Below are 17784 nucleotides of genomic sequence, written 5' to 3' on the forward strand. Positions count from 1 at the left end.
TCAGAGCGTCGGCAGGGTGCCTGCTGGATCCAAGCGCTGTTTCAGCTTTCGCAACTCGGGCAACCAGGGGCCGAATGCCGCCTCCAACTCCTTGTGATGGAAGGGCAGATGGTCATGAAACTGCGCCAGATGCACACCAGGGCAGACCGACTGAAGGACCTGCCAGACCTCCTCCAACCAAGCAAGACTGCGTCTCTGGCCCGGGGCATCTCCAGGAGTCCAGGCGGCGGTGATCCAGGGCTTCCACTCGGCAGTGCGATGCACGAACGAGCTGGCCTCCGCGGCAACCTGTTGCGTTGCCGCCCCCAGCTGCTGACAGGCCAGGCTGCAGAAGGGATGAGGACGATGCTGCAGCAAACGGCATAAATCCGGCATCACGACCCTCCAAAGCTCAGCAGCTGCCGGCCCCAGCAAGCCAACCACCTCCGTGTGAGATCGCGAAGGCATCGGAGCCGATCCCCGCAAAGGTGGGAGCTGGTGCAACCCTTCGATCTTCTGCGCACCGGTCCAGGGGGCATCGGCAATCCGGAGCAACTGCACCGCGTCAGCCCTCTCCCAATGCCACTGCAGACTGGTGCTGGCGTTTGACGCTTCGGCCCTGAGCATGAGCTCTGGCAGTTGATCCGGAGACACCACGCATTGCTCCAGCCACAGCGGCAAGAGCGGCTGGGTGGCCATGCGCAGCGCGCTCACCACCCCCAGAAACGGGGCTGCACCGCAGAGGCCTCTCCACTCCAGCGAACCAGCATCGGCAGCCCGAGACAGGGCAAAGGGGCTGCCATCACCCCAGACCCCATGGATCTCGAGCACTTGATCCACAGCAAGCCCCACCTGCCGGCTCAGCGGTCCAATGCCACCCGTGAGCACATAGCCAAGCCCAGGCAGACCCGACAAACCAGCTGCCACGGTTCGGCCATGGGGAAGCAAGGCCTCCAGCACGTCTCCCATGCGGCAGCCCGCGCCAATCCAGACCGACTGATCCGCGGGTTGCCACTCCACACGTTGGAAATGGGTTTGCAGATCCAGGGTCCAGTGGTCGGCCACGGCGGCCCGAGATGTGGTGCCCCCGCCACAGAGACGCAGCGGCCGGGGACCGGACCAGTTCTGAACCAAAGCCGCCAACTCCGCTGGTCGAGGGGAGACCAGACCGGATCGCCTCGCATCAGCCGCCTGCGCATTGAAGAAAACGGGACGGTCTGAATCCATTGCGATGCGACCGATATCGTCAAACCATTGGAACAGCAGAGCGACCTTTTGGCCGAACAGCACGCGGAAACCGGCAACGAGCGTCTTGGCGTTCTGATCTGCGGCCACGGGAGTCGCAACCGACTGGCCGTTGAAGAGTTCGCCCAGATGGTGGACGCCCTGAGGCCTCGGCTGGCCCCGATGCCGGTGGAACACGGCTACCTGGAATTTGCCCGCCCCATCCTTCGGGATGGTCTTGAAGCACTCCGCGAGAAAGGCGTCACCAAGGTGCTGGCCATTCCCGCCATGCTTTTTGCAGCCGGGCATGCCAAGAACGACATCCCCTCCGTTCTGAACACGTACACGGCCGAAACGGGTTTACCGATCGATTACGGCCGGGAGCTGGGGGTTGACCGGTTGATGGTGTCGGCCGCCGGGGCTCGCGTTCAGGAGTGCCTGGATGCAGCTGAGCATGACGTACCCCTGGCCGAAACTCTCTTGGTGGTGGTGGGTCGAGGCTCCTCGGATCCAGACGCCAACTCGAACGTGGCCAAGGTGACGCGGCTGCTGGTGGAGGGATTTGGTTTCGGCTGGGGAGAAACGGTGTATTCCGGCGTGACCTTTCCCCTGGTGGAACCGGGGCTGCGTCACGCCGTGAAGCTGGGCTTCCGCCGGGTGGTGGTGGTGCCCTACTTCCTCTTTTCAGGGGTTCTGGTGAGCCGAATCCGCCAACACACCGAGCTGGTGGCTACTGATCATGCCGAGGTGGAGTTTCTCTCTGCGGGCTATCTGGGCGACCACACCCTGGTGGTGGACACCTTTAAGGAACGGGTCGAGGAGGTGTTGCGGGGGGACACCGCCATGAACTGCTCGCTCTGCAAGTACCGCGCCCAGGTGCTGGGCTTCGAACAGGACGTGGGACGCGCCCAGGAAAGCCACCACCACCATGTGGAAGGCCTTGCGGAAAGCTGCACGCTTTGCGAACTGGAGTGCACGGGTGCCTGCCAACCCGACGGCATCCCGATTGGCCATGACCACAGCCACCCTTTTGACCACAGCCATGGTTCAGATCACAGCCATGGTTCGGACCACAGCCATGACCACCATCACCCCCCTTATCCCCACGCCGACCATCCCCTGGGCCCTACCACGTTGAAGCGCAACAACGGCGCGCCTAAAGATTGATTCCATGGATCCAAAGAGAACCTGCTGATGACTTGTCGCCAATGACACGGTTCTCGAAAGCGACAGCAGCGACGAAGCAAAGATCAGGTTTTCTTATCGAAATTGCTTCACCAGGGTTCACCCCCTTTTTCCACACAAAAAAACGTCGTTTTCCACAGGCTGAAGTTGGCTCGCCGGCTGTGACGGTCAACCTGTGAATTTCCGAGGGAATTGCACCACTGGGTTGACAGACCGTCTATTCGGCCTAGAGCAACCGCGCCTCGTCACCTCCCGTACTCCCAAACCCAGTCACAGACTGCTGTCTCATCTCGTCTCACCCGCAATTCAACAAATGGCGACGGCTTTGACGCAAGCGCCGGTTGTGTGGCTTTCTTGGTGGGGGTTGGACATGGACAAACTGGACGGAATGGATCGAAATCACCTCGAGCGATGCCATGAAATGGGAATTACGGAGCGCGGAACTGCTTCAAAAGCCAGCTACGTGAGCCTTGAGACGGAAATCCCCGAGGTGCTCTATCGAGGCATGAAGGATTTCATCGGAGAGCACCCCAACTGGGACCAATACCGCGTGATGAGTTCTGCTCTTGCCCACTTCCTGTTTCAGAACGGCTGTGACGACCGCGCCGTGACCGAGCGCTATCTCGACGATCTGTTCATCCGCCCCGACCACTGAGGGCCAGCAGGCAGGCCCGACGGCTCAAGGCCATCATCGTCAGCGTTGGGCTCTGCCAGGCCGACGTCGGCCAACAGGCGCCATCCACCACAAGAACGTTGGGAGCACGCCAAAGACGGTTGGAGGAATCAACAACGCTGCTGGTCTCGCTTCTCCCCATCGCAGCCCCTCCCACCTCATGGATGTAGTACCCCGGGGGGGCTGCACCTTCAGACAGCGCAACCGCACCCTCCAGGAAAGGTTCAACCAAGGGGAGGTGAAACAGGTCTTTGATCGATTTGGCTTCGCCTCCGGCGGCAGCGATGCAGGCCTGGATCGAGGTGCGCATGTGCCTCACCATGGCCAGTTCATTGCTGCTCCAACGGCAGGCAATCGAGGGAACACGCACACCCCAGCGATCCGTGCGCTCACTCAGGGTCACCCTGTTGTCAGCCCTGGGAAGAACTTCGCCATGACCAATCAGAAACCCGGTGATGCTTGAAGGGCGACGACGTAACCATCGCGGCGGATCAAATCGTCCAATGCCACCCCAGAGGCCATAGCCGCCCTGAAAATCAGCCGATGGCAGGTGTCGGCCAAACGGAACGAAAAAACTTCCAGCGCCCGTGAGCATGGGCTGTTCCCCCTGAACAGGCTCGGGGAAGGCAAAAAACTGCGATGTGGAGACATGGTCCATCAAGCGTGTGCCCAGTCGTCCTGAAGGGTCGTCCAAACCGTTGCTCTGTTCACCACGACGGGAGCGCAGCAGAATGGAGACGGTCTGAATCGTGGAAGCGGCCAACACCACGAGATCCGCCTTCAACTCCCTGCGGTTGCCATTGGATTGGTCAACGGCAACAACACCAATGGCTTTGTCTCCACCGGCATCCATCAAGAGATGCTCCACCAGATGCGCAGAGAGCAGCTGGGTGCGTCCTGTGGCCATGGCGCGAGGAAGGCTGCTGCCGCGACTGCTGGAGCGGGGCCAGGCGGGATCTTCTCCCTGCGGCGCCGGACCAAACCCCCTCGAGGGGATCACGGGATAGCCCAACCGTTGCCGCACAGCATCAGCAAAACGCTGTTCCGCCGGCGTCGCCGCCAGAGCCGGTTGCGTTTCACCGTCCGGCAGATGCTGCAAACCATCACGCCCACCACGAACGCCCAGCCAGCGCTCCAGTTCGGCGTAGTGCGGTGTCAGCTCACCGCTGCGCAACGGCCAACAGACCTGTTCACCATCCACATCCACACCGGCCAGATCCTCATCCGAGAGACGCAGGGTGATGCCACCCCAGGTGAGGCTGCGGCCGCCAACCTGCAGGCCTCGCGTCCACAGAAACGGCTGATCCGCCGGGTGCTCATAGGGATGCAGACGCTCGTCGGCATACAGACGAGGGTTGGCTTTCCAGTAGCCGGGATGCTGGGACTGCTGGCGATGGCTGCCGCTGGTCAGGCCCACGATCCGACGCAGCAGATTTCCCGGTTCAGCCCCGAAGGCTTGCGTGCTGTTGAGGTCAGGTCCTGCCTCCACCACAAGCACCCGAGCTCCTGCTTCAGCCAGGGTCATGGCCGCCACGCCGCCACTCGCTCCCGAGCCAACAACAATGGCGTCCCAGGGGCCATCGCAGTTCATGGAGCGACTGCTCATGGGGGTACGAAAGACAAAAAAAAATCTCCCGAAAGGGAGATTATTGATTCAATCAGAGTTGGTGGCGGGGGGGAGATTTGAACTCCCGACCTTCGGGTTATGAGCCCGACGAGCTACCAGACTGCTCTACCCCGCGGCGACTCGAAAATCATACATGTCGGTGTCGCAGGTGACAGCAAAGTCACGACTGCAAGGCACCGGACACGCTGAGCTTGACGCTCGGGTTCACGACCAGCACCTGCTCATCGAGCTCGTCTAGCCCCATGGGTGTGAGCCACTCGAGTTGACGCAACAGATGCAGAGCAACCGCTTGCTTGGCACGACGGGAGCCGTCTTCCACCTTGATGGCTACTCCAAGACCTTCACCCACTCGGCTGAGGCATTGAATGCCCTCTGCACCGCCCTTGCTCAGGACCTGACCGTGGCTGCGCCGCATCAGCTCGGTGTCGAAACGACCCTCACCAGCCACAAGGTCGGGGTGACTCAGCATCGCCCGACTGATCTGCTCAAGTTCGGCATGTTGTGAGGCACCGAGGTGGGCATAGAGCAAGGCCATCTGAGCCAACTGGAACACCAGGGTGGGAGCGCCACAGTCATCCCGCTCGGCAACCAATTCCTCAGCAGGCAAGCCGATCAGTTCAGCGACACGACGGTTCACCTCAACCTGCAGCGGATGGTCGTTCTGGAGATAGGTCTCGATCGGCCAGCCCATCTTTCGGCTTGTGGCCAGAAAGGCAGCGTGCTTGCCGGAACAGTTGTGCTGAAGCGGACTGTCAGCCCCATTCGGCACAGGGCATTGAAGTGAAGCGCTGTCCAACTCCGCTTTCCAGAGCAACCGGAAGGCTTCCCGGGCGTGGGCATTGGTGCCCGAATGGGACGCGCAGCTAATGGCGATGCCCCGTTCATCAACATCGAGCTGGTCAGCGGTGCCACTGCTGAGAAACGGCAGGGCCTGAAAGGGCTTCAGAGCCGAACGAATGAAACTTTCCAAGCCGGGGTTTCCTGCCGACATCAACACCCGTCCTCGGCCATCACAAACCACGGCATGAACGCGATGCACCGATTCCGTGATCGATCCGCGACGCAAGCAGACCTCAAGAGGGGCTGACCCGGTCCGGGCTGCAGGGCTGAAGCCCGAGGGCAAAGTCATCGGAACCCCGATTGGTTCAGAGAGCCTGACAGAGACTGGCACCGGCCAGCATCAAACCCGCTGAGGTGGCCATGGCCCGTCCCAGACGACCCAGGATCGGACGAACCTCATGCCGGGCCACCAGCAGGTCGCGTTCCCGCCAAGACAGAGGCTTTTCCCAGGTCTGCCCGTCGTACCAGCCGGATTCCTCGTAGTCGACGGACTCACGCAGAAGCCGCTGCATGACGTAGGTCCAGCCCAGCCATTGCCGCACCAGCAACAGCAGGGGAAGCACAAGAGCGGCCACAGCGGCTGCGGCCAGGAGCCGGGGCGGATCCTGCTTCAGGGTCCAACTCCCACTGGCGATCAGGCTGCACACCGGCAGCATCAGCAGCCAGAAGCCTGCTAGGCGTTGGCTCAGGCGAGGTTCCTGACCCGCTGGCCAGGAGAAGAACCACGACTCGCAGAGCTGTTGAAACTCCTCAAGAGGCCGCTGCTCCGGTGGAACCGGGCAGGACACCGCTTCTGGCATGGATCAAGCGGCTACTTCACCGACGGTAAGAAGGTTCTGCTTTCGCCGTGACTCCAGAACGCCTCAAGGTCGTAGTAGCCGCGCTCATCGGGCATCAGCACGTGAACGATCACATCGCCGTAATCAAGAAGCGCCCAGCGCCCCTCATTCAGCCCTTCCTTGCGCAAGGGGAGCAGGTCTGCCTCAGTTTCCAGGCGGTCTTCAACCGACCGGGCAATGGCACGCACCTGAACGTCGGACTGACCGCCTGCGATCACCATCCAATCCGCCAGGCTGGACACCTCATCCACACGAATCAGACGGATGTCGGTGGCCTTGCGGTCATCGCAGGCATCGGCCACCAGTTCGGCAAGCTTTTCGCTATCCATAAACATTCTCGCTGGTAACGGAGCTGCGTGAGCCCTCCTGTTGGGCCATTTCAGCTCTGGCCTTGCTTGCACTCTTGCGCAGCGCCTCAAGACGGTCTTCGTAGTAGCTGCGGCGGCGCTTCTTACGGGTCTTTTCGACAAGCTCCTTCAACGCGCCCCCAAGACTGCGATAGGCATTCGGCACGCTGTAACCAAATCGGCAGGCCAGATCGATCGCGCGCTCGTCTGCACTGATGGCGTCCTGCAGGCGTTTTTCGGAATTGTTCTTCAGATAAAGCCGATACCCCGCAAAACCGGACAGGCCCAGAGCCATCAACAGCAGCAGGCCGTCCTGAACCCACAATTCACCGATGGCACCTCCGAGGCCGATGGCCAGAGCAGCCATCTCCCAACCGTCCCGGGGAATTGTGTCGTTCTGGATCCGACCAACTTCATGCCAAAACAGCAAATTGCGGTGATCCAACGCCAGGGCATCCCATTCGTCGAGATCCACCTGGATCTCCACTTCATCCCGGCCGATTTCCTCAAGGGTGATCAATGGAGGATCGACTGCAGCAGCTGATTCCACAAACACCCAGCTCTGCATTTCCGGTGGCAGCAGCCCCTTCAGGCGCTGGAGCTCACTCATTGCAACTCTGGTGCTGATCTCCCTTCACCGTAGCGAGGCCAAGTCCCCCAGTTGGGGCGAGGCCGCGTGAGAGGCTTGATCTGTTTGGCCAAGGACGATTTCCCATGCCGAGGCGGTCTGATCTGCGTCGCATTCTCCTGCTGGGATCTGGTCCGATCGTGATCGGCCAGGCCTGTGAGTTCGATTACTCCGGAACCCAGGCCTGCAAGGCCCTCAGAGCCGAGGGATATGAAGTCATCCTGATCAACTCCAATCCGGCGTCGATCATGACCGACCCGGAAATGGCTGATCGCACCTACATCGAGCCGCTCACGCCGGACGTGGTGACACGGGTGATCGAGCAGGAACGCCCGGATGCTCTGCTGCCGACCATGGGGGGGCAGACCGCACTGAACCTGGCGGTCACCATGGCGGAAAACGGCACCCTCGATCGCTTTGGCGTTGAGTTGATCGGTGCCGATCTCAAAGCGATCCAGAAAGCGGAAGACCGTCTGCTGTTCAAGCAGGCCATGGAGCGCATCGGGGTGAAGGTCTGCCCTTCGGGCATCGCCTCATCTCAAGAAGAAGCTGAAGCCGTCGGGGCCGCGATCGGAAGCTTCCCCCGGATCATCCGGCCCGCCTTCACGCTGGGGGGAAGTGGCGGGGGCATTGCCTACAACCCCGAGGAATACGCAGCAATCTGCAAGAGCGGGCTTGAAGCGAGTCCGGTGTCTCAGATTCTGATCGAGCAATCGCTCCTGGGCTGGAAGGAATTCGAGCTTGAGGTGATGCGTGATCTGGCGGACAACGTCGTGATCGTCTGCAGCATCGAAAACCTCGACCCCATGGGGGTGCACACCGGGGATTCGATCACGGTGGCTCCAGCCCAGACCCTCACGGACCGGGAATACCAACGGTTGCGCGACCAATCGATCGCCATCATTCGGGAAATCGGTGTCGCGACGGGCGGCAGCAACATCCAGTTCGCGATCAATCCCGACAACGGCGACGTTGTGGTGATCGAGATGAATCCCAGGGTGAGCCGATCGTCGGCCTTGGCCAGCAAGGCCACCGGCTTCCCGATCGCCAAGATCGCCGCTCGCCTCGCCGTCGGTTACACCCTCGACGAAATCCTCAACGACATCACCGGCAAGACGCCTGCCTGCTTCGAACCGACGATCGATTACGTCGTCACCAAAATTCCTCGCTTCGCCTTCGAAAAATTCCGAGGCAGTCCGGCGGTGCTCACCACCTCAATGAAATCGGTGGGGGAAGCGATGGCCATCGGCCGTTGTTTCGAAGAGTCGTTCCAGAAAGCCATGCGTTCCCTGGAAACCGGATTCTCGGGCTGGGGAGGCGACCGGGAGGAACCGGAGCTCACGGATGCTGAGCTGGATCGTCAGCTGAGGACCCCCTCTCCGGAGCGCATCCTCAGCGTGCGAACGGCGATGGTGCGCGGACGCAGCGATGAGGAGATTCATCGGATCAGCAGGATTGACCCCTGGTTCCTGGCCAAACTGCGGCGGATCATTGAGGCGGAGGCCAGGCTGATCAAGGGCAAAAGCCTGGATCAGCTGGATGCCGACAGCTTGTTTGAGGCCAAGCAGCTTGGTTTTTCAGACCGACAGATCGCCTGGCACACCAAAAGCGACGAATTGTCGGTGCGTCAGCAGCGCCATCAGCTCGATGTTCGCGCCGTCTTCAAAACCGTTGACACCTGCGCAGCGGAGTTCGCTTCCTCCACTCCTTATCACTACTCGACCTACGAGCGTCCCTTGCAGACCCTGCAGGCCGACGGATCCCTCAAGCCCCTTCCCGCTTCATCCGAGGTGAGTCGTCGTGAGGACGGCCGCAAGATGATGATCCTCGGCGGTGGACCCAACCGAATCGGGCAGGGCATCGAATTCGACTACTGCTGCTGCCATGCCTCCTTTGCCGGGCAGGATCAAGGGATCACCACGGTGATGGTGAACAGCAATCCGGAAACGGTGTCCACCGATTACGACACCAGCGACAGCCTCTACTTCGAACCGCTCACCCTGGAGGACGTTCTCAATGTGATCGAAGCGGAGCGTCCCGATGGCGTGGTGGTCCAATTCGGTGGACAAACGCCTCTGAAACTCGCCATTCCTCTGCTGCGCTGGCTGGACAGCGATGAGGGGCGCGCCACGGGCACCAGCATCTGGGGCACCTCCCCTGAATCGATCGACCGGGCCGAAGACCGCGAGCAGTTCGAAGCCATCCTCCGCGATCTGAACATCCGCCAACCCCGCAACGGCTTGGCACGCAGCGAAGAGGAAGCACGGGCCGTGGCCACACGAGTGGGCTACCCGGTCGTCGTGCGTCCCTCTTACGTCCTGGGCGGACGGGCCATGGAAGTGGTGTTCGACGAAGAGGAACTCAACCGCTACATGCGCGAAGCCGTGCAAGTGGAGCCCGACCATCCGGTGCTGATTGACCAGTACCTCGAAAACGCCGTTGAGGTGGACGTGGACGCCCTCTGCGATCACACCGGTGCTGTGATCGTGGGTGGGCTGATGGAGCACATCGAACCGGCGGGAATCCATTCCGGCGACTCGGCCTGCTGCTTGCCTTCGGTTTCCCTCGGCAAAGCGGCACTGAACACGATTCGCGACTGGAGTCGCTCCCTGGCGCAAACGCTCGAGGTGCGGGGTCTGATCAACCTCCAGTTCGCCGTGCAGCGCAACACCGATGGCTCGGAAGTGGTTTACATCATCGAAGCCAACCCCCGCGCCTCCAGGACGGTCCCCTTCGTCGCCAAGGCCACAGGTCAACCTCTCGCTCGCCTGGCAACCCGACTGATGGCGGGCGAAACCCTGGCCGACATTGGTATGACCCGCGAGCCGAAGCCGCCGCTTCAGTCGATCAAGGAGGCGGTGCTGCCGTTCCGGCGCTTCCCGGGGGCCGACACGGTGCTGGGGCCGGAAATGCGCTCCACGGGAGAGGTGATGGGATCCGCCGACAGTTTCGGCATGGCCTATGCCAAGGCTGAGCTCGGTGCTGGAGAAGCGCTGCCCACCCAGGGGACGGTGTTCCTCTCCACCCACGACCGCGACAAACAGGCGCTGGTGCCCATCGCCGCTCGGCTGATCGAACTCGGGTTCGATGTGACGGCCACATCAGGCACGGCTCAGGCGCTCGCCAACGCGGGATTGAAGGTGCAATCGGTGCTCAAGGTGCACGAGGGGCGCCCCAACATCGAGGATCAGATCCGCTCCAATCAGGTGCAGTTGGTGATCAACACACCGATTGGCCGCCAAGCTGCCCATGACGACAAATACCTGCGTCGGGCAGCGCTCGATTACGCCGTTCCAACGGTGACGACCCTCGCGGGAGCACGGGCAGCGGTGGAGGCGATCTCAGCGCTCCAGCAACAGCCGAGGCTCAGCATCCATGCCCTGCAGGATGTGCACGCCATGCAGCGTTAGGCCACCGGTAGGGTTGCGGGAGCCACCTAAACGCTGTGACAGCCTCCGTTCCCGTTAAGCCTGGAAGCGACCTGCGTGATGACTTCCGTCGCGCCTACGAGAACCGCTACACCTGGACGCCTGGATTCTCCGGCTATCGCGGCCGCTGCATCTGGCAACAGGCCGATCAACGGGTTGAGGGCACGTTTGAGATCGGTGCCGATCTCAAAGCCAAAGTGGACGGCATTGAAAACGAAGAGATCCTCAAGGCGGTGAATTCCCAGCTCTGGGAAGTCGCAATCCATCGCGTGCGTCGCAGCTTCGAGCAGACCCACGGTGAAAACACCTTCACCGCCGGTGACACCAACGAAGTGGGAACCGAAGTGCTCGTCGGCGGCAAGGGAGCCGGGGACAAATACCGCATCAAAGATGACGTGGTGACCATGGTTCACCGCCACATCCACGGCACCGTCGTGACGATCTACACCACCGATGTCACCGACACGGGTGCGGGCTACCTCAGCCACACCTACACCAGTCAGTACGCCGACCCGGCAACGGGAGAAGCCCGGGGCGGCCGCAGCAGCTTCAAAGACAGCTTCGCTGCTCTTCCTGGAGATGGCCCCTGGGTGCTGACCGAGCGGGTCGTGACCACCGAAGCCCATGGCGATACTCCCGCCGGAAGCCAGACCTTCCGTTTTGAAGATCTCGAATCGCTCTGAGTTGATTGCCGTTGCAAGCCGGCTATGAGACCATCCGCCCAAACCTGTTGAAAGGCATGGGCGGAGTCGAGTCGACCATTCAGGCCATCAATGGCCCGATCAACAGCATCGTCTGGGGATGGCCCACCGTCCTTTTGATTGCCGCGACGGGCATTCTTCTGATGGTGGGCCTGCGGTTCATGCCGCTGCAACGGGTGGGTTACGGCATCTCGATGATGCTGCGGCCGGCTGCATCACAAACGGAAGGGGAGATCACCCCCTTCCAAGCGCTGATGACCTCGTTGTCGGCCACGATCGGCACGGGAAACATCGCCGGTGTAGCGGGGGCCATCGCCGTTGGTGGACCTGGTGCCGTCTTTTGGATGTGGATCATCGCGATCTTCGGCATCGCAACCAAGTACGCCGAAGCGGTGCTCGCGGTTCAGTTCCGCGAAACCGATGGAGACGGAAACCACGTGGGTGGGCCGATGTACTACATCCGCAACGGACTCGGCAGCGGCTGGAGCTGGATGGCGGGCCTGTTTGCCCTCTTCGGCATGTTGGCGGGCTTCGGCATTGGCAATGGGGTTCAGGCCTTTGAGGTGTCGTCTGCCTTGAGCCTGATCGGCATCCCGAGGCTGGCGACCGGAGTCGTTTTGGCGGCCCTGGTTTTCGCTGTCGTGATCGGGGGCATCAAACGCATTGCCCAGGCGGCCTCCGCCATTGTTCCGTTGATGTCGATCCTTTACATCGCTGCATGCCTTCTGGTGTTGCTGGCCAATCTGAACAGCGTGCCTGAAGCATTCACCACGATTTTCTCCAACGCCTTCTCCGGTCAAGCCGCAGCCGGTGGTGCCCTCGGTCAGGTGGTGCTGATGGGCTTCAAGCGTGGCATCTTCTCCAATGAAGCGGGCCTGGGCAGCGCTCCGATCGCCCATGCGGCTGCCAAAACCGATGATCCCGTTCGCCAGGGCACGGTGGCCATGCTGGGCACCTTCATTGACACCCTGATCATCTGCACGATGACTGCCCTGGTGATCATCACCACCAAAGCCAATCTGATCCTCGATGCAGCCGGCGACAAGCTCAGCGGCGCAGACCTCTCAATCGCGGCCTTCAACACCGGCATCGCCGGCAGCGGCGTGGTGGTCACCCTGGGACTGGTGGTCTTCGCCTTCACCACCATTCTCGGCTGGAGCTTCTACGGCGAACGCTGCACCACCTATCTCTTCGGTGATTCCGCCGTGCTGCCCTTCCGTTTGACTTGGGTGGCTGTGGTCGTGATTGGTGCTGTCGCCGGCGACCGCGGTGTGATCTGGTCAATTGCCGACACGCTCAATGGCCTGATGGCCCTCCCGAACCTCGTGGCACTGATCCTGCTCTCCGGAACCGTGTTCAAACTCACCAAGGCCTACAGCTTCAGCGACTGAGCAGAACGACGAGCAATAAAAAGGGGGGCTCACAGCCCCCCTTTTTTGTTGGCAGTCAATCAACCCTGATCGGGCAACGGAGTCACGGACTTGAGCCTTTCATTGAGCTGAGTCGCCAGGCTCTGACGACCAACCGCCAGAACCTTGAGGGTGTCTTCGTGCATCCGCAGTTGAGCATCGGCAACCTGCATGCCACGCACAAGCTCCTTGAGCTCATCAGGAAGGGTGTTGAGGTCGTAGCGCTTGCCTTCAAAGGTCAAGACGGGGTTGTTGGCTGCGGAATCAGTCATCGTTCGTTGCTGGGATTGCGTGGAACCAGCGGCCAGATCGTAGAGGGCTTCAGGACTTCTGCCGATCTCGAATGAACTGCCGTTCGCACAATTCGCGGTAACGCCCACCACGCTGCATCAACTCGTCGTGGGTTCCTCGATCGACCACGGCTCCCTTTTCAAGAACCACAATGCGATCGGCCTCCTGCACCGTCGCCAGACGATGGGCGATCACCAACACTGTTCGCCCCTTCATCGCCTGCTTCAGTCCGAGTTGCACCGCCGCCTCGGCTTCAGCATCAAGGGCACTGGTGGCTTCATCCAGCAGCAACAGCGCTGGATTGCCAAGCACCGCCCGTGCAATGGCGATCCGCTGCAGTTGGCCACCGGAAACGTTGGTTCCCCGTTCCTCGAGCTGGGTGTCATACCCCTGGGGCAAGGCACGGATGAAATCATCCGCATTGGCCAACCGTGCCGCATCGCGCACCTCGTCGTCCGTCGCACGACGGCCGAACCGAATCGCTTCGGCAATGGTTCCGGAAAATACGGTGGTGCGCTGCGGGACCAGGGCCACCTGCTGACGCAGCTCGCGAGCGCGCATCAAGCTGATGTCAGTGCCGTCGAGACGGATCTCGCCCTGTTGCGCCGTGTTGAACCGCAGCAGAAGCGAAAGCAGGGTGCTTTTGCCCGCACCGGAGGGGCCAACGATGGCCAGCACCTGGCCTGCATCCACCCGCAGATTCAGCTGACGCAACACCGGCTGGGCTGGGTCATAGCCAAAGCTCACCTGATCAAAAACCAGATCACCCTGAAGTGAACCGATGGCTTGCGCATCAGTTGGATCCGCAGCCTCCTGGGGCTCTCGCTCGATCTCCCGCAGACGTCGCAGTGATGCCTGACCCTGCTGAAATTCGTTGAAGTTGTTGGTGACGTGGGCGATGGGATCGATCAGCACGATCAGCCCTGTCAGGTAGCTACTCAGCCCGGCAATACTCAGATCACCGCTCTGGATTCGCCAGGCTCCGAGGGCCAGCACGGCAAACAGACCCACCACCTCGATGGTGCCCACCACCGGATGCTGCAGCGCCACGAGGCTGTAGGTGCGGTGGCGGGCCTGCCGGTGCTGGTCGATTTCCGTCTCGAAACGGTCCTGCAGCCAGGGCTCGGCTGCAAAAGCACGCACCAGGGGCAAACCTTCGATGGCCTCACCCAGCAGACCGGCCAGTTCGCTCACCTTTTTCTGACTTCGTTCCGTGGCCGCCATCACGCGAGCACCAAACAGACTGATCAGCCAGACGATCACCGGCGCCAGCAGCAGGATGGCCAGCGTCAGTTTCCAGTCGAGCCAGAGCATCATCCCCAGCACCGCAACGAGCTGAAGGACGCTGGGGACCGTGTCATGGATGGTCTTGTACAGCACCTCGCTGACGCGATCGGCGTCTTCGGTGAAGCGGTAGGTGAGATCACCGGCCGAGAGCTTCTCCAGTGCCCCCAGCTCCACGGTCTGCAGGCGGCGGAACAGATCACGCCGTAAGTCCTGGCTCACCAGCAATGCAGGGCCGGCAAGAAGCGAGTCCTGACCGAACTGGGCGATCTTCTGAGCAGCAAAGATCAGCAACGCCAGCCCGATCAGCTGAAGCACGCGAGCCAAATCACCCGACCCCAGCGCGGGAAACAATTCCCCGGCCAGCTGCACGAGCAGCGGAAAGCTGCCCACGTAAATCGCCATGCAGCAGCCCCCCCAGAGCAGTTCCCGCAGGTGGGGGCGAAGCAACGGCAGCAGCCGGCGAAAACCGGCCTGGGATGAGGTCAGCATCACGGCACAGTATCAATGGTGAGCTCAAAACTCTGCCCAATGAAGCTGGATCAGTTCCTGAAATGGAAGGGTTGGGTCTCCACCGGCGGTGAAGCAAAGCAACGCATCCAGATGGGTGAAGTGGAGGTGAATGGGAGCGTTGAAACCCGGCGGGGACGTCAGCTTTCTCCGGGAGATCGGGTTGTGCTTGCTGGTGAGGAGTCCGTTGTCGGGGATGAAAACGCGACCGGGCCGTAAGTTGGCTGCCACATTCCATGGGGAAGCAAGGCGTGCGCAGACCGGTGATCGCTGGCAACTGGAAGATGCACATGACCTGTGCCCAGTCGCGGGAGTTCATGGAAGCCTTCCTGCCATTGATTGCTGACACCCCTGACGACCGCGACCTTGTGCTGGCGCCGCCCTTCACGGCACTGTCGACCATGGCGGAACTCAGCCAGAATTCCCGCGTCTGCTTGTCGAGCCAGAACGTCCACTGGGAAGGTCAAGGTGCTTTCACTGGAGAGATCTCCCCAGCGATGCTCAAGGAGCATGGTGTGACCCACACGATCGTGGGCCACAGCGAACCGCGGAAATACTTCAGTGAAAGCGACGAGCAGATCAACCACCGGGCAAGGTCATCCCAGTCCAATGGTCTGATTCCGATCGTTTGCGTTGGCGAAAGCGATGAGCAACGCGAACGGGGCGAAGCTGAACGGGTGATCCGCCGCCAGATCGAGCAGGGCCTAGAGGGTCTCGATGCAGAGAAACTGGTGGTGGCCTACGAACCGATCTGGGCAATTGGCACAGGCAAGACCTGCGCAGCCGAAGAAGCCAACCGCATCTGTGGTCTGATCCGTAGCTGGGTGGGCTCCCCCGATCTGGTGATTCAGTACGGCGGCTCCGTCAAACCCAGCAACATTGATGAGTTGATGGGCATGAGCGATATCGACGGGGTGCTGGTGGGGGGTGCTTCCTTGGAGCCCGAAAGCTTTGGACGGATTGCCAACTACCAAGCGGCCTGATTCAGGCGGCTGGCCTCAGGGTTGGGGCCAACGCACAGCCGTGATGGGGGTGATCAACGTCACCCCGGATTCCTTCAGTGACGGAGGGAGATTTCTGGCGAGCGAACGGGCCCTTACTGAAGCTCAACGGCAGCTGAGCCGCGGTGCGGACGTGTTGGATCTCGGGGCGCAAAGCACCCGACCCGGAGCGGAGGAGGTGGGCGCCGAAGAGGAGTTACGGCGTCTATTACCAGCGCTGAAGAGCATCCGGCAGCTCTGCCCAGAGGCACTGATCTCCATCGACACGTTTCTGGCGCCGGTGGCCGCCAAGGCACTGGAAGCAGGGGCCAACTGGATCAATGATGTAAGCGGTGGCCGTCGGGATCCCGATCTGCTGAAGGTGGTCGCCGATGCCGGCTGTCCGGTGGTGCTGATGCACAGCCGCGGCGACAGCCAAACCATGGATCAGCTCACAACCTATGCCGATGTCGTGGCAGATGTGAAAGAAGCGTTGCTGGAGCGCAGTGAAGCTGCGATTCAAGCCGGCGTTGATGAAAGCCAAATCATCTGGGATCCGGGTCTCGGCTTCGCCAAGACCCACGAGCAGAACCTGCAGCTGCTGCGGGATCTGGAACAACTCACTGCAGGGCCGCGACCTGTGCTGATCGGCCCTTCACGCAAACGCTTCATCGGTGCCGTGCTGGATGAACCCAGACCCAAAGCGCGTCTCTGGGGAACAGCTGCGGTGGCCTGCCGCTGCGCCCAGGCGGGTGCTGCCGTGCTGCGGGTGCACGATGTGGGCCCCATCAGCCAGACGCTGCGAATGGCGGCTGCACTCTGGTGAGCTCCACGATCTTTGTTCAGATCGCGGCATACAGGGATCCAGATCTCCCCGCCACACTGCACAACCTGATTCAGCGCGCAGCCCAGCCAAAGCGCCTGCGCTTCGGCATCTGCCTGCAACTGGCGACTGATGACCCGCCCCACTGGGGAACAAGCGCATTTCCGGATCATCCACACCTGAAGTGCATCAGGTTCGATGCAGCGGAAAGCCGCGGGGCCTGCTGGGCCCGACGACAGGCTCAGGGTGTTTACGGCGGAGAAGACTTTCTGCTACAAATCGACAGCCACATGAGGGCCGTGGAGCACTGGGATGACCTGTTGCTGACGACCTGGAGGGAATGCAGCGATGAGCGCGCCGTTCTCAGTGTTTACCCGAACGGCTTTCAACAGCCGTGCCGTTTGCAGACATCAACCCTGCCTGTGATGGCAGCCGCCGGTTTCGATTCCTACGGCATTCTCAAACTGCGAGGCATCAGCCGGTTCCAACTTCCAGAAGAACAACCTGATCGCCCCATCCCCGGTGCATTTATCGCCGGAGGATTCCTGTTCGGCCCGGGCTCAATCGTGAGCGACGTGCCCTACGACCCCGATCTCTACTTCTATGGAGAAGAGATTGCCATGTCGGCACGACTGTGGACGTCAGGCTTCAACATCTACGCCCCAAATCGCCTACTGCTGTTTCATCTCTACAAGACAGAACATACCGATCAAGAGCATGCAGCCACCCATTGGGGCGATCACAGCAATTGGCACGATTACAACCTTCACGCACTCAAACGTGTACACACACTGCTCGGCAGTCTCAACAACGCACCGGCATCAATCCGCTGCCTGAATGATGAGCTTGGCGAACTTAAACCCTTTGGATTAGGGAAAAAACGTAGCCTTCATATGTATCAACAATGGGCTGGAATTGATTTCAAAACGGCAGCGATCAGCCAGGCCGCAAGACATGCAGAATTCAAACCCGTGAAAGCCTGAGTTGCCCATCATTCATCGCCAATAAAAAAGCCA

The 17784-nt window shown here is 61.0% G+C and carries 18 protein-coding genes and 1 tRNA gene; 10 read left to right on the plus strand and 9 right to left on the minus strand.

Going from position 1 to position 17784, the window contains the following annotated elements; all coding sequences use genetic code 11:
• The gene (locus DXY03_RS09600) at positions 1-1314 is read right to left on the minus strand and encodes an FAD-binding oxidoreductase (protein ID WP_244272403.1); all 1314 of its coding nucleotides are present in this window, start codon (positions 1312-1314) and stop codon (positions 1-3) included.
• Here DXY03_RS09600 and DXY03_RS09605 point away from each other — a divergent pair.
• The 3 genes from DXY03_RS09605 to DXY03_RS09610 all read left to right on the plus strand — a co-directional run bounded on the left by DXY03_RS09605 (position 1255) and on the right by DXY03_RS09610 (position 3043).
• A complete protein-coding gene (locus DXY03_RS09605) occupies positions 1255-2370 on the plus strand; it encodes a sirohydrochlorin chelatase (RefSeq protein WP_115010246.1) in 1116 nt (371 codons plus the stop codon). The genes DXY03_RS09600 and DXY03_RS09605 overlap by 60 nt on opposite strands.
• 41 nt (positions 2371-2411) lie before the next feature.
• Positions 2412-2567 (plus strand): hypothetical protein, encoded by a 156-nt coding sequence (locus DXY03_RS12495; protein ID WP_206749731.1) that lies wholly within the window; start codon positions 2412-2414, stop codon positions 2565-2567.
• 209 nt (positions 2568-2776) lie between these two features.
• Complete coding sequence (locus DXY03_RS09610; protein WP_115010247.1) at positions 2777-3043, plus strand: DUF2811 domain-containing protein; 267 nt, start codon at positions 2777-2779, stop codon at positions 3041-3043.
• Here DXY03_RS09610 and DXY03_RS09615 read toward each other — a convergent pair.
• The 6 genes from DXY03_RS09615 to DXY03_RS09640 form a co-directional block, all read right to left on the minus strand.
• A complete protein-coding gene (locus DXY03_RS09615; protein ID WP_115010210.1) occupies positions 3024-4667 on the minus strand; it encodes a GMC oxidoreductase in 1644 nt (547 codons plus the stop codon). The two genes, DXY03_RS09610 and DXY03_RS09615, sit on opposite strands and share 20 nt — an antisense overlap.
• 59 nt (positions 4668-4726) lie before the next feature.
• A tRNA-Met gene (locus DXY03_RS09620) sits at positions 4727-4803 on the minus strand.
• A gap of 45 nt (positions 4804-4848) precedes the next feature.
• The gene (locus DXY03_RS09625) at positions 4849-5817 is read right to left on the minus strand and encodes an asparaginase (protein WP_115010211.1); all 969 of its coding nucleotides are present in this window, start codon (positions 5815-5817) and stop codon (positions 4849-4851) included.
• A gap of 16 nt (positions 5818-5833) precedes the next feature.
• Entirely contained in the window at positions 5834-6328 is a 495-nt protein-coding gene (locus DXY03_RS09630) for a CGLD27 family protein (RefSeq protein ID WP_115010212.1), read from the minus strand.
• An 11-nt stretch (positions 6329-6339) separates the two neighbouring features.
• A complete protein-coding gene (gene rsfS, locus DXY03_RS09635) occupies positions 6340-6696 on the minus strand; it encodes a ribosome silencing factor (protein WP_038554011.1) in 357 nt (118 codons plus the stop codon).
• Positions 6689-7324 (minus strand): DUF3318 domain-containing protein, encoded by a 636-nt coding sequence (locus tag DXY03_RS09640; protein ID WP_011364772.1) that lies wholly within the window; start codon positions 7322-7324, stop codon positions 6689-6691. The genes rsfS and DXY03_RS09640 overlap by 8 nt, the downstream gene beginning before the upstream one ends.
• 104 nt (positions 7325-7428) lie before the next feature.
• Between DXY03_RS09640 and carB the strand changes: the two genes are divergently transcribed.
• Genes carB through DXY03_RS09655 form a run of 3 tightly spaced genes read left to right on the plus strand, consistent with a single transcriptional unit; the run spans position 7429 to position 12862 of the window.
• A complete protein-coding gene (carB, locus tag DXY03_RS09645) occupies positions 7429-10752 on the plus strand; it encodes a carbamoyl-phosphate synthase large subunit (protein WP_115010213.1) in 3324 nt (1107 codons plus the stop codon).
• 35 nt (positions 10753-10787) lie between these two features.
• On the plus strand, positions 10788-11453 hold the full coding sequence (locus DXY03_RS09650; protein WP_115010214.1) for a DUF3386 domain-containing protein: 666 nt from the start codon (positions 10788-10790) through the stop codon (positions 11451-11453).
• 56 nt (positions 11454-11509) lie between these two features.
• Positions 11510-12862 (plus strand): sodium:alanine symporter family protein, encoded by a 1353-nt coding sequence (locus tag DXY03_RS09655; RefSeq protein ID WP_115010248.1) that lies wholly within the window; start codon positions 11510-11512, stop codon positions 12860-12862.
• 59 nt (positions 12863-12921) lie between these two features.
• Here DXY03_RS09655 and DXY03_RS09660 read toward each other — a convergent pair whose 3' ends face one another.
• A complete protein-coding gene (locus tag DXY03_RS09660; RefSeq protein WP_114987892.1) occupies positions 12922-13152 on the minus strand; it encodes a DUF6447 family protein in 231 nt (76 codons plus the stop codon).
• Between the two features lie 49 nt (positions 13153-13201).
• Positions 13202-14947, minus strand: a complete 1746-nt coding sequence (locus DXY03_RS09665; RefSeq protein ID WP_115010215.1) for an ABC transporter ATP-binding protein — start codon at positions 14945-14947, stop codon at positions 13202-13204.
• A gap of 39 nt (positions 14948-14986) precedes the next feature.
• Between DXY03_RS09665 and DXY03_RS09670 the strand changes: the two genes are divergently transcribed.
• Genes DXY03_RS09670 through DXY03_RS09685 form a run of 4 tightly spaced genes read left to right on the plus strand, consistent with a single transcriptional unit; the run spans position 14987 to position 17751 of the window.
• A complete protein-coding gene (locus DXY03_RS09670) occupies positions 14987-15184 on the plus strand; it encodes an RNA-binding S4 domain-containing protein (RefSeq protein WP_041435023.1) in 198 nt (65 codons plus the stop codon).
• Between the two features lie 32 nt (positions 15185-15216).
• Entirely contained in the window at positions 15217-15948 is a 732-nt protein-coding gene (tpiA, locus tag DXY03_RS09675; RefSeq protein WP_115010249.1) for a triose-phosphate isomerase, read from the plus strand.
• Complete coding sequence (folP, locus tag DXY03_RS09680) at positions 15926-16771, plus strand: dihydropteroate synthase (protein WP_244272405.1); 846 nt, start codon at positions 15926-15928, stop codon at positions 16769-16771. The genes tpiA and folP overlap by 23 nt, the downstream gene beginning before the upstream one ends.
• On the plus strand, positions 16768-17751 hold the full coding sequence (locus DXY03_RS09685; RefSeq protein WP_115010217.1) for a GlcNAc-transferase family protein: 984 nt from the start codon (positions 16768-16770) through the stop codon (positions 17749-17751). Before folP ends, DXY03_RS09685 begins: the two co-directional genes overlap by 4 nt.
• Positions 17752-17784: the final 33 nt, after the last annotated feature.

The sequence above is a fragment of the Synechococcus sp. N5 genome, from assembly GCF_900473925.1.
Lineage (GTDB): Bacteria > Cyanobacteriota > Cyanobacteriia > PCC-6307 > Cyanobiaceae > Parasynechococcus.

Bases quoted from the DNA above. Each gene is read 5' to 3' on its own strand.
- DXY03_RS12495 (WP_206749731.1), top strand. From the start codon at position 2,412: ATGACACGGTTCTCGAAAGCGACAGCAGCGACGAAGCAAAGATCAGGT.
- DXY03_RS09610 (WP_115010247.1), top strand. From the start codon at position 2,777: ATGGATCGAAATCACCTCGAGCGATGCCATGAAATGGGAATTACGGAG.
- DXY03_RS09615 (WP_115010210.1), bottom strand. From the start codon at position 4,667: ATGAGCAGTCGCTCCATGAACTGCGATGGCCCCTGGGACGCCATTGTT.
- DXY03_RS09625 (WP_115010211.1), bottom strand. From the start codon at position 5,817: ATGACTTTGCCCTCGGGCTTCAGCCCTGCAGCCCGGACCGGGTCAGCC.
- DXY03_RS09630 (WP_115010212.1), bottom strand. From the start codon at position 6,328: ATGCCAGAAGCGGTGTCCTGCCCGGTTCCACCGGAGCAGCGGCCTCTT.
- rsfS (WP_038554011.1), bottom strand. From the start codon at position 6,696: ATGGATAGCGAAAAGCTTGCCGAACTGGTGGCCGATGCCTGCGATGAC.
- DXY03_RS09640 (WP_011364772.1), bottom strand. From the start codon at position 7,324: ATGAGTGAGCTCCAGCGCCTGAAGGGGCTGCTGCCACCGGAAATGCAG.
- carB (WP_115010213.1), top strand. From the start codon at position 7,429: ATGCCGAGGCGGTCTGATCTGCGTCGCATTCTCCTGCTGGGATCTGGT.
- DXY03_RS09655 (WP_115010248.1), top strand. From the start codon at position 11,510: ATGGGCGGAGTCGAGTCGACCATTCAGGCCATCAATGGCCCGATCAAC.
- DXY03_RS09660 (WP_114987892.1), bottom strand. From the start codon at position 13,152: ATGACTGATTCCGCAGCCAACAACCCCGTCTTGACCTTTGAAGGCAAG.
- DXY03_RS09665 (WP_115010215.1), bottom strand. From the start codon at position 14,947: ATGCTGACCTCATCCCAGGCCGGTTTTCGCCGGCTGCTGCCGTTGCTT.
- DXY03_RS09670 (WP_041435023.1), top strand. From the start codon at position 14,987: ATGAAGCTGGATCAGTTCCTGAAATGGAAGGGTTGGGTCTCCACCGGC.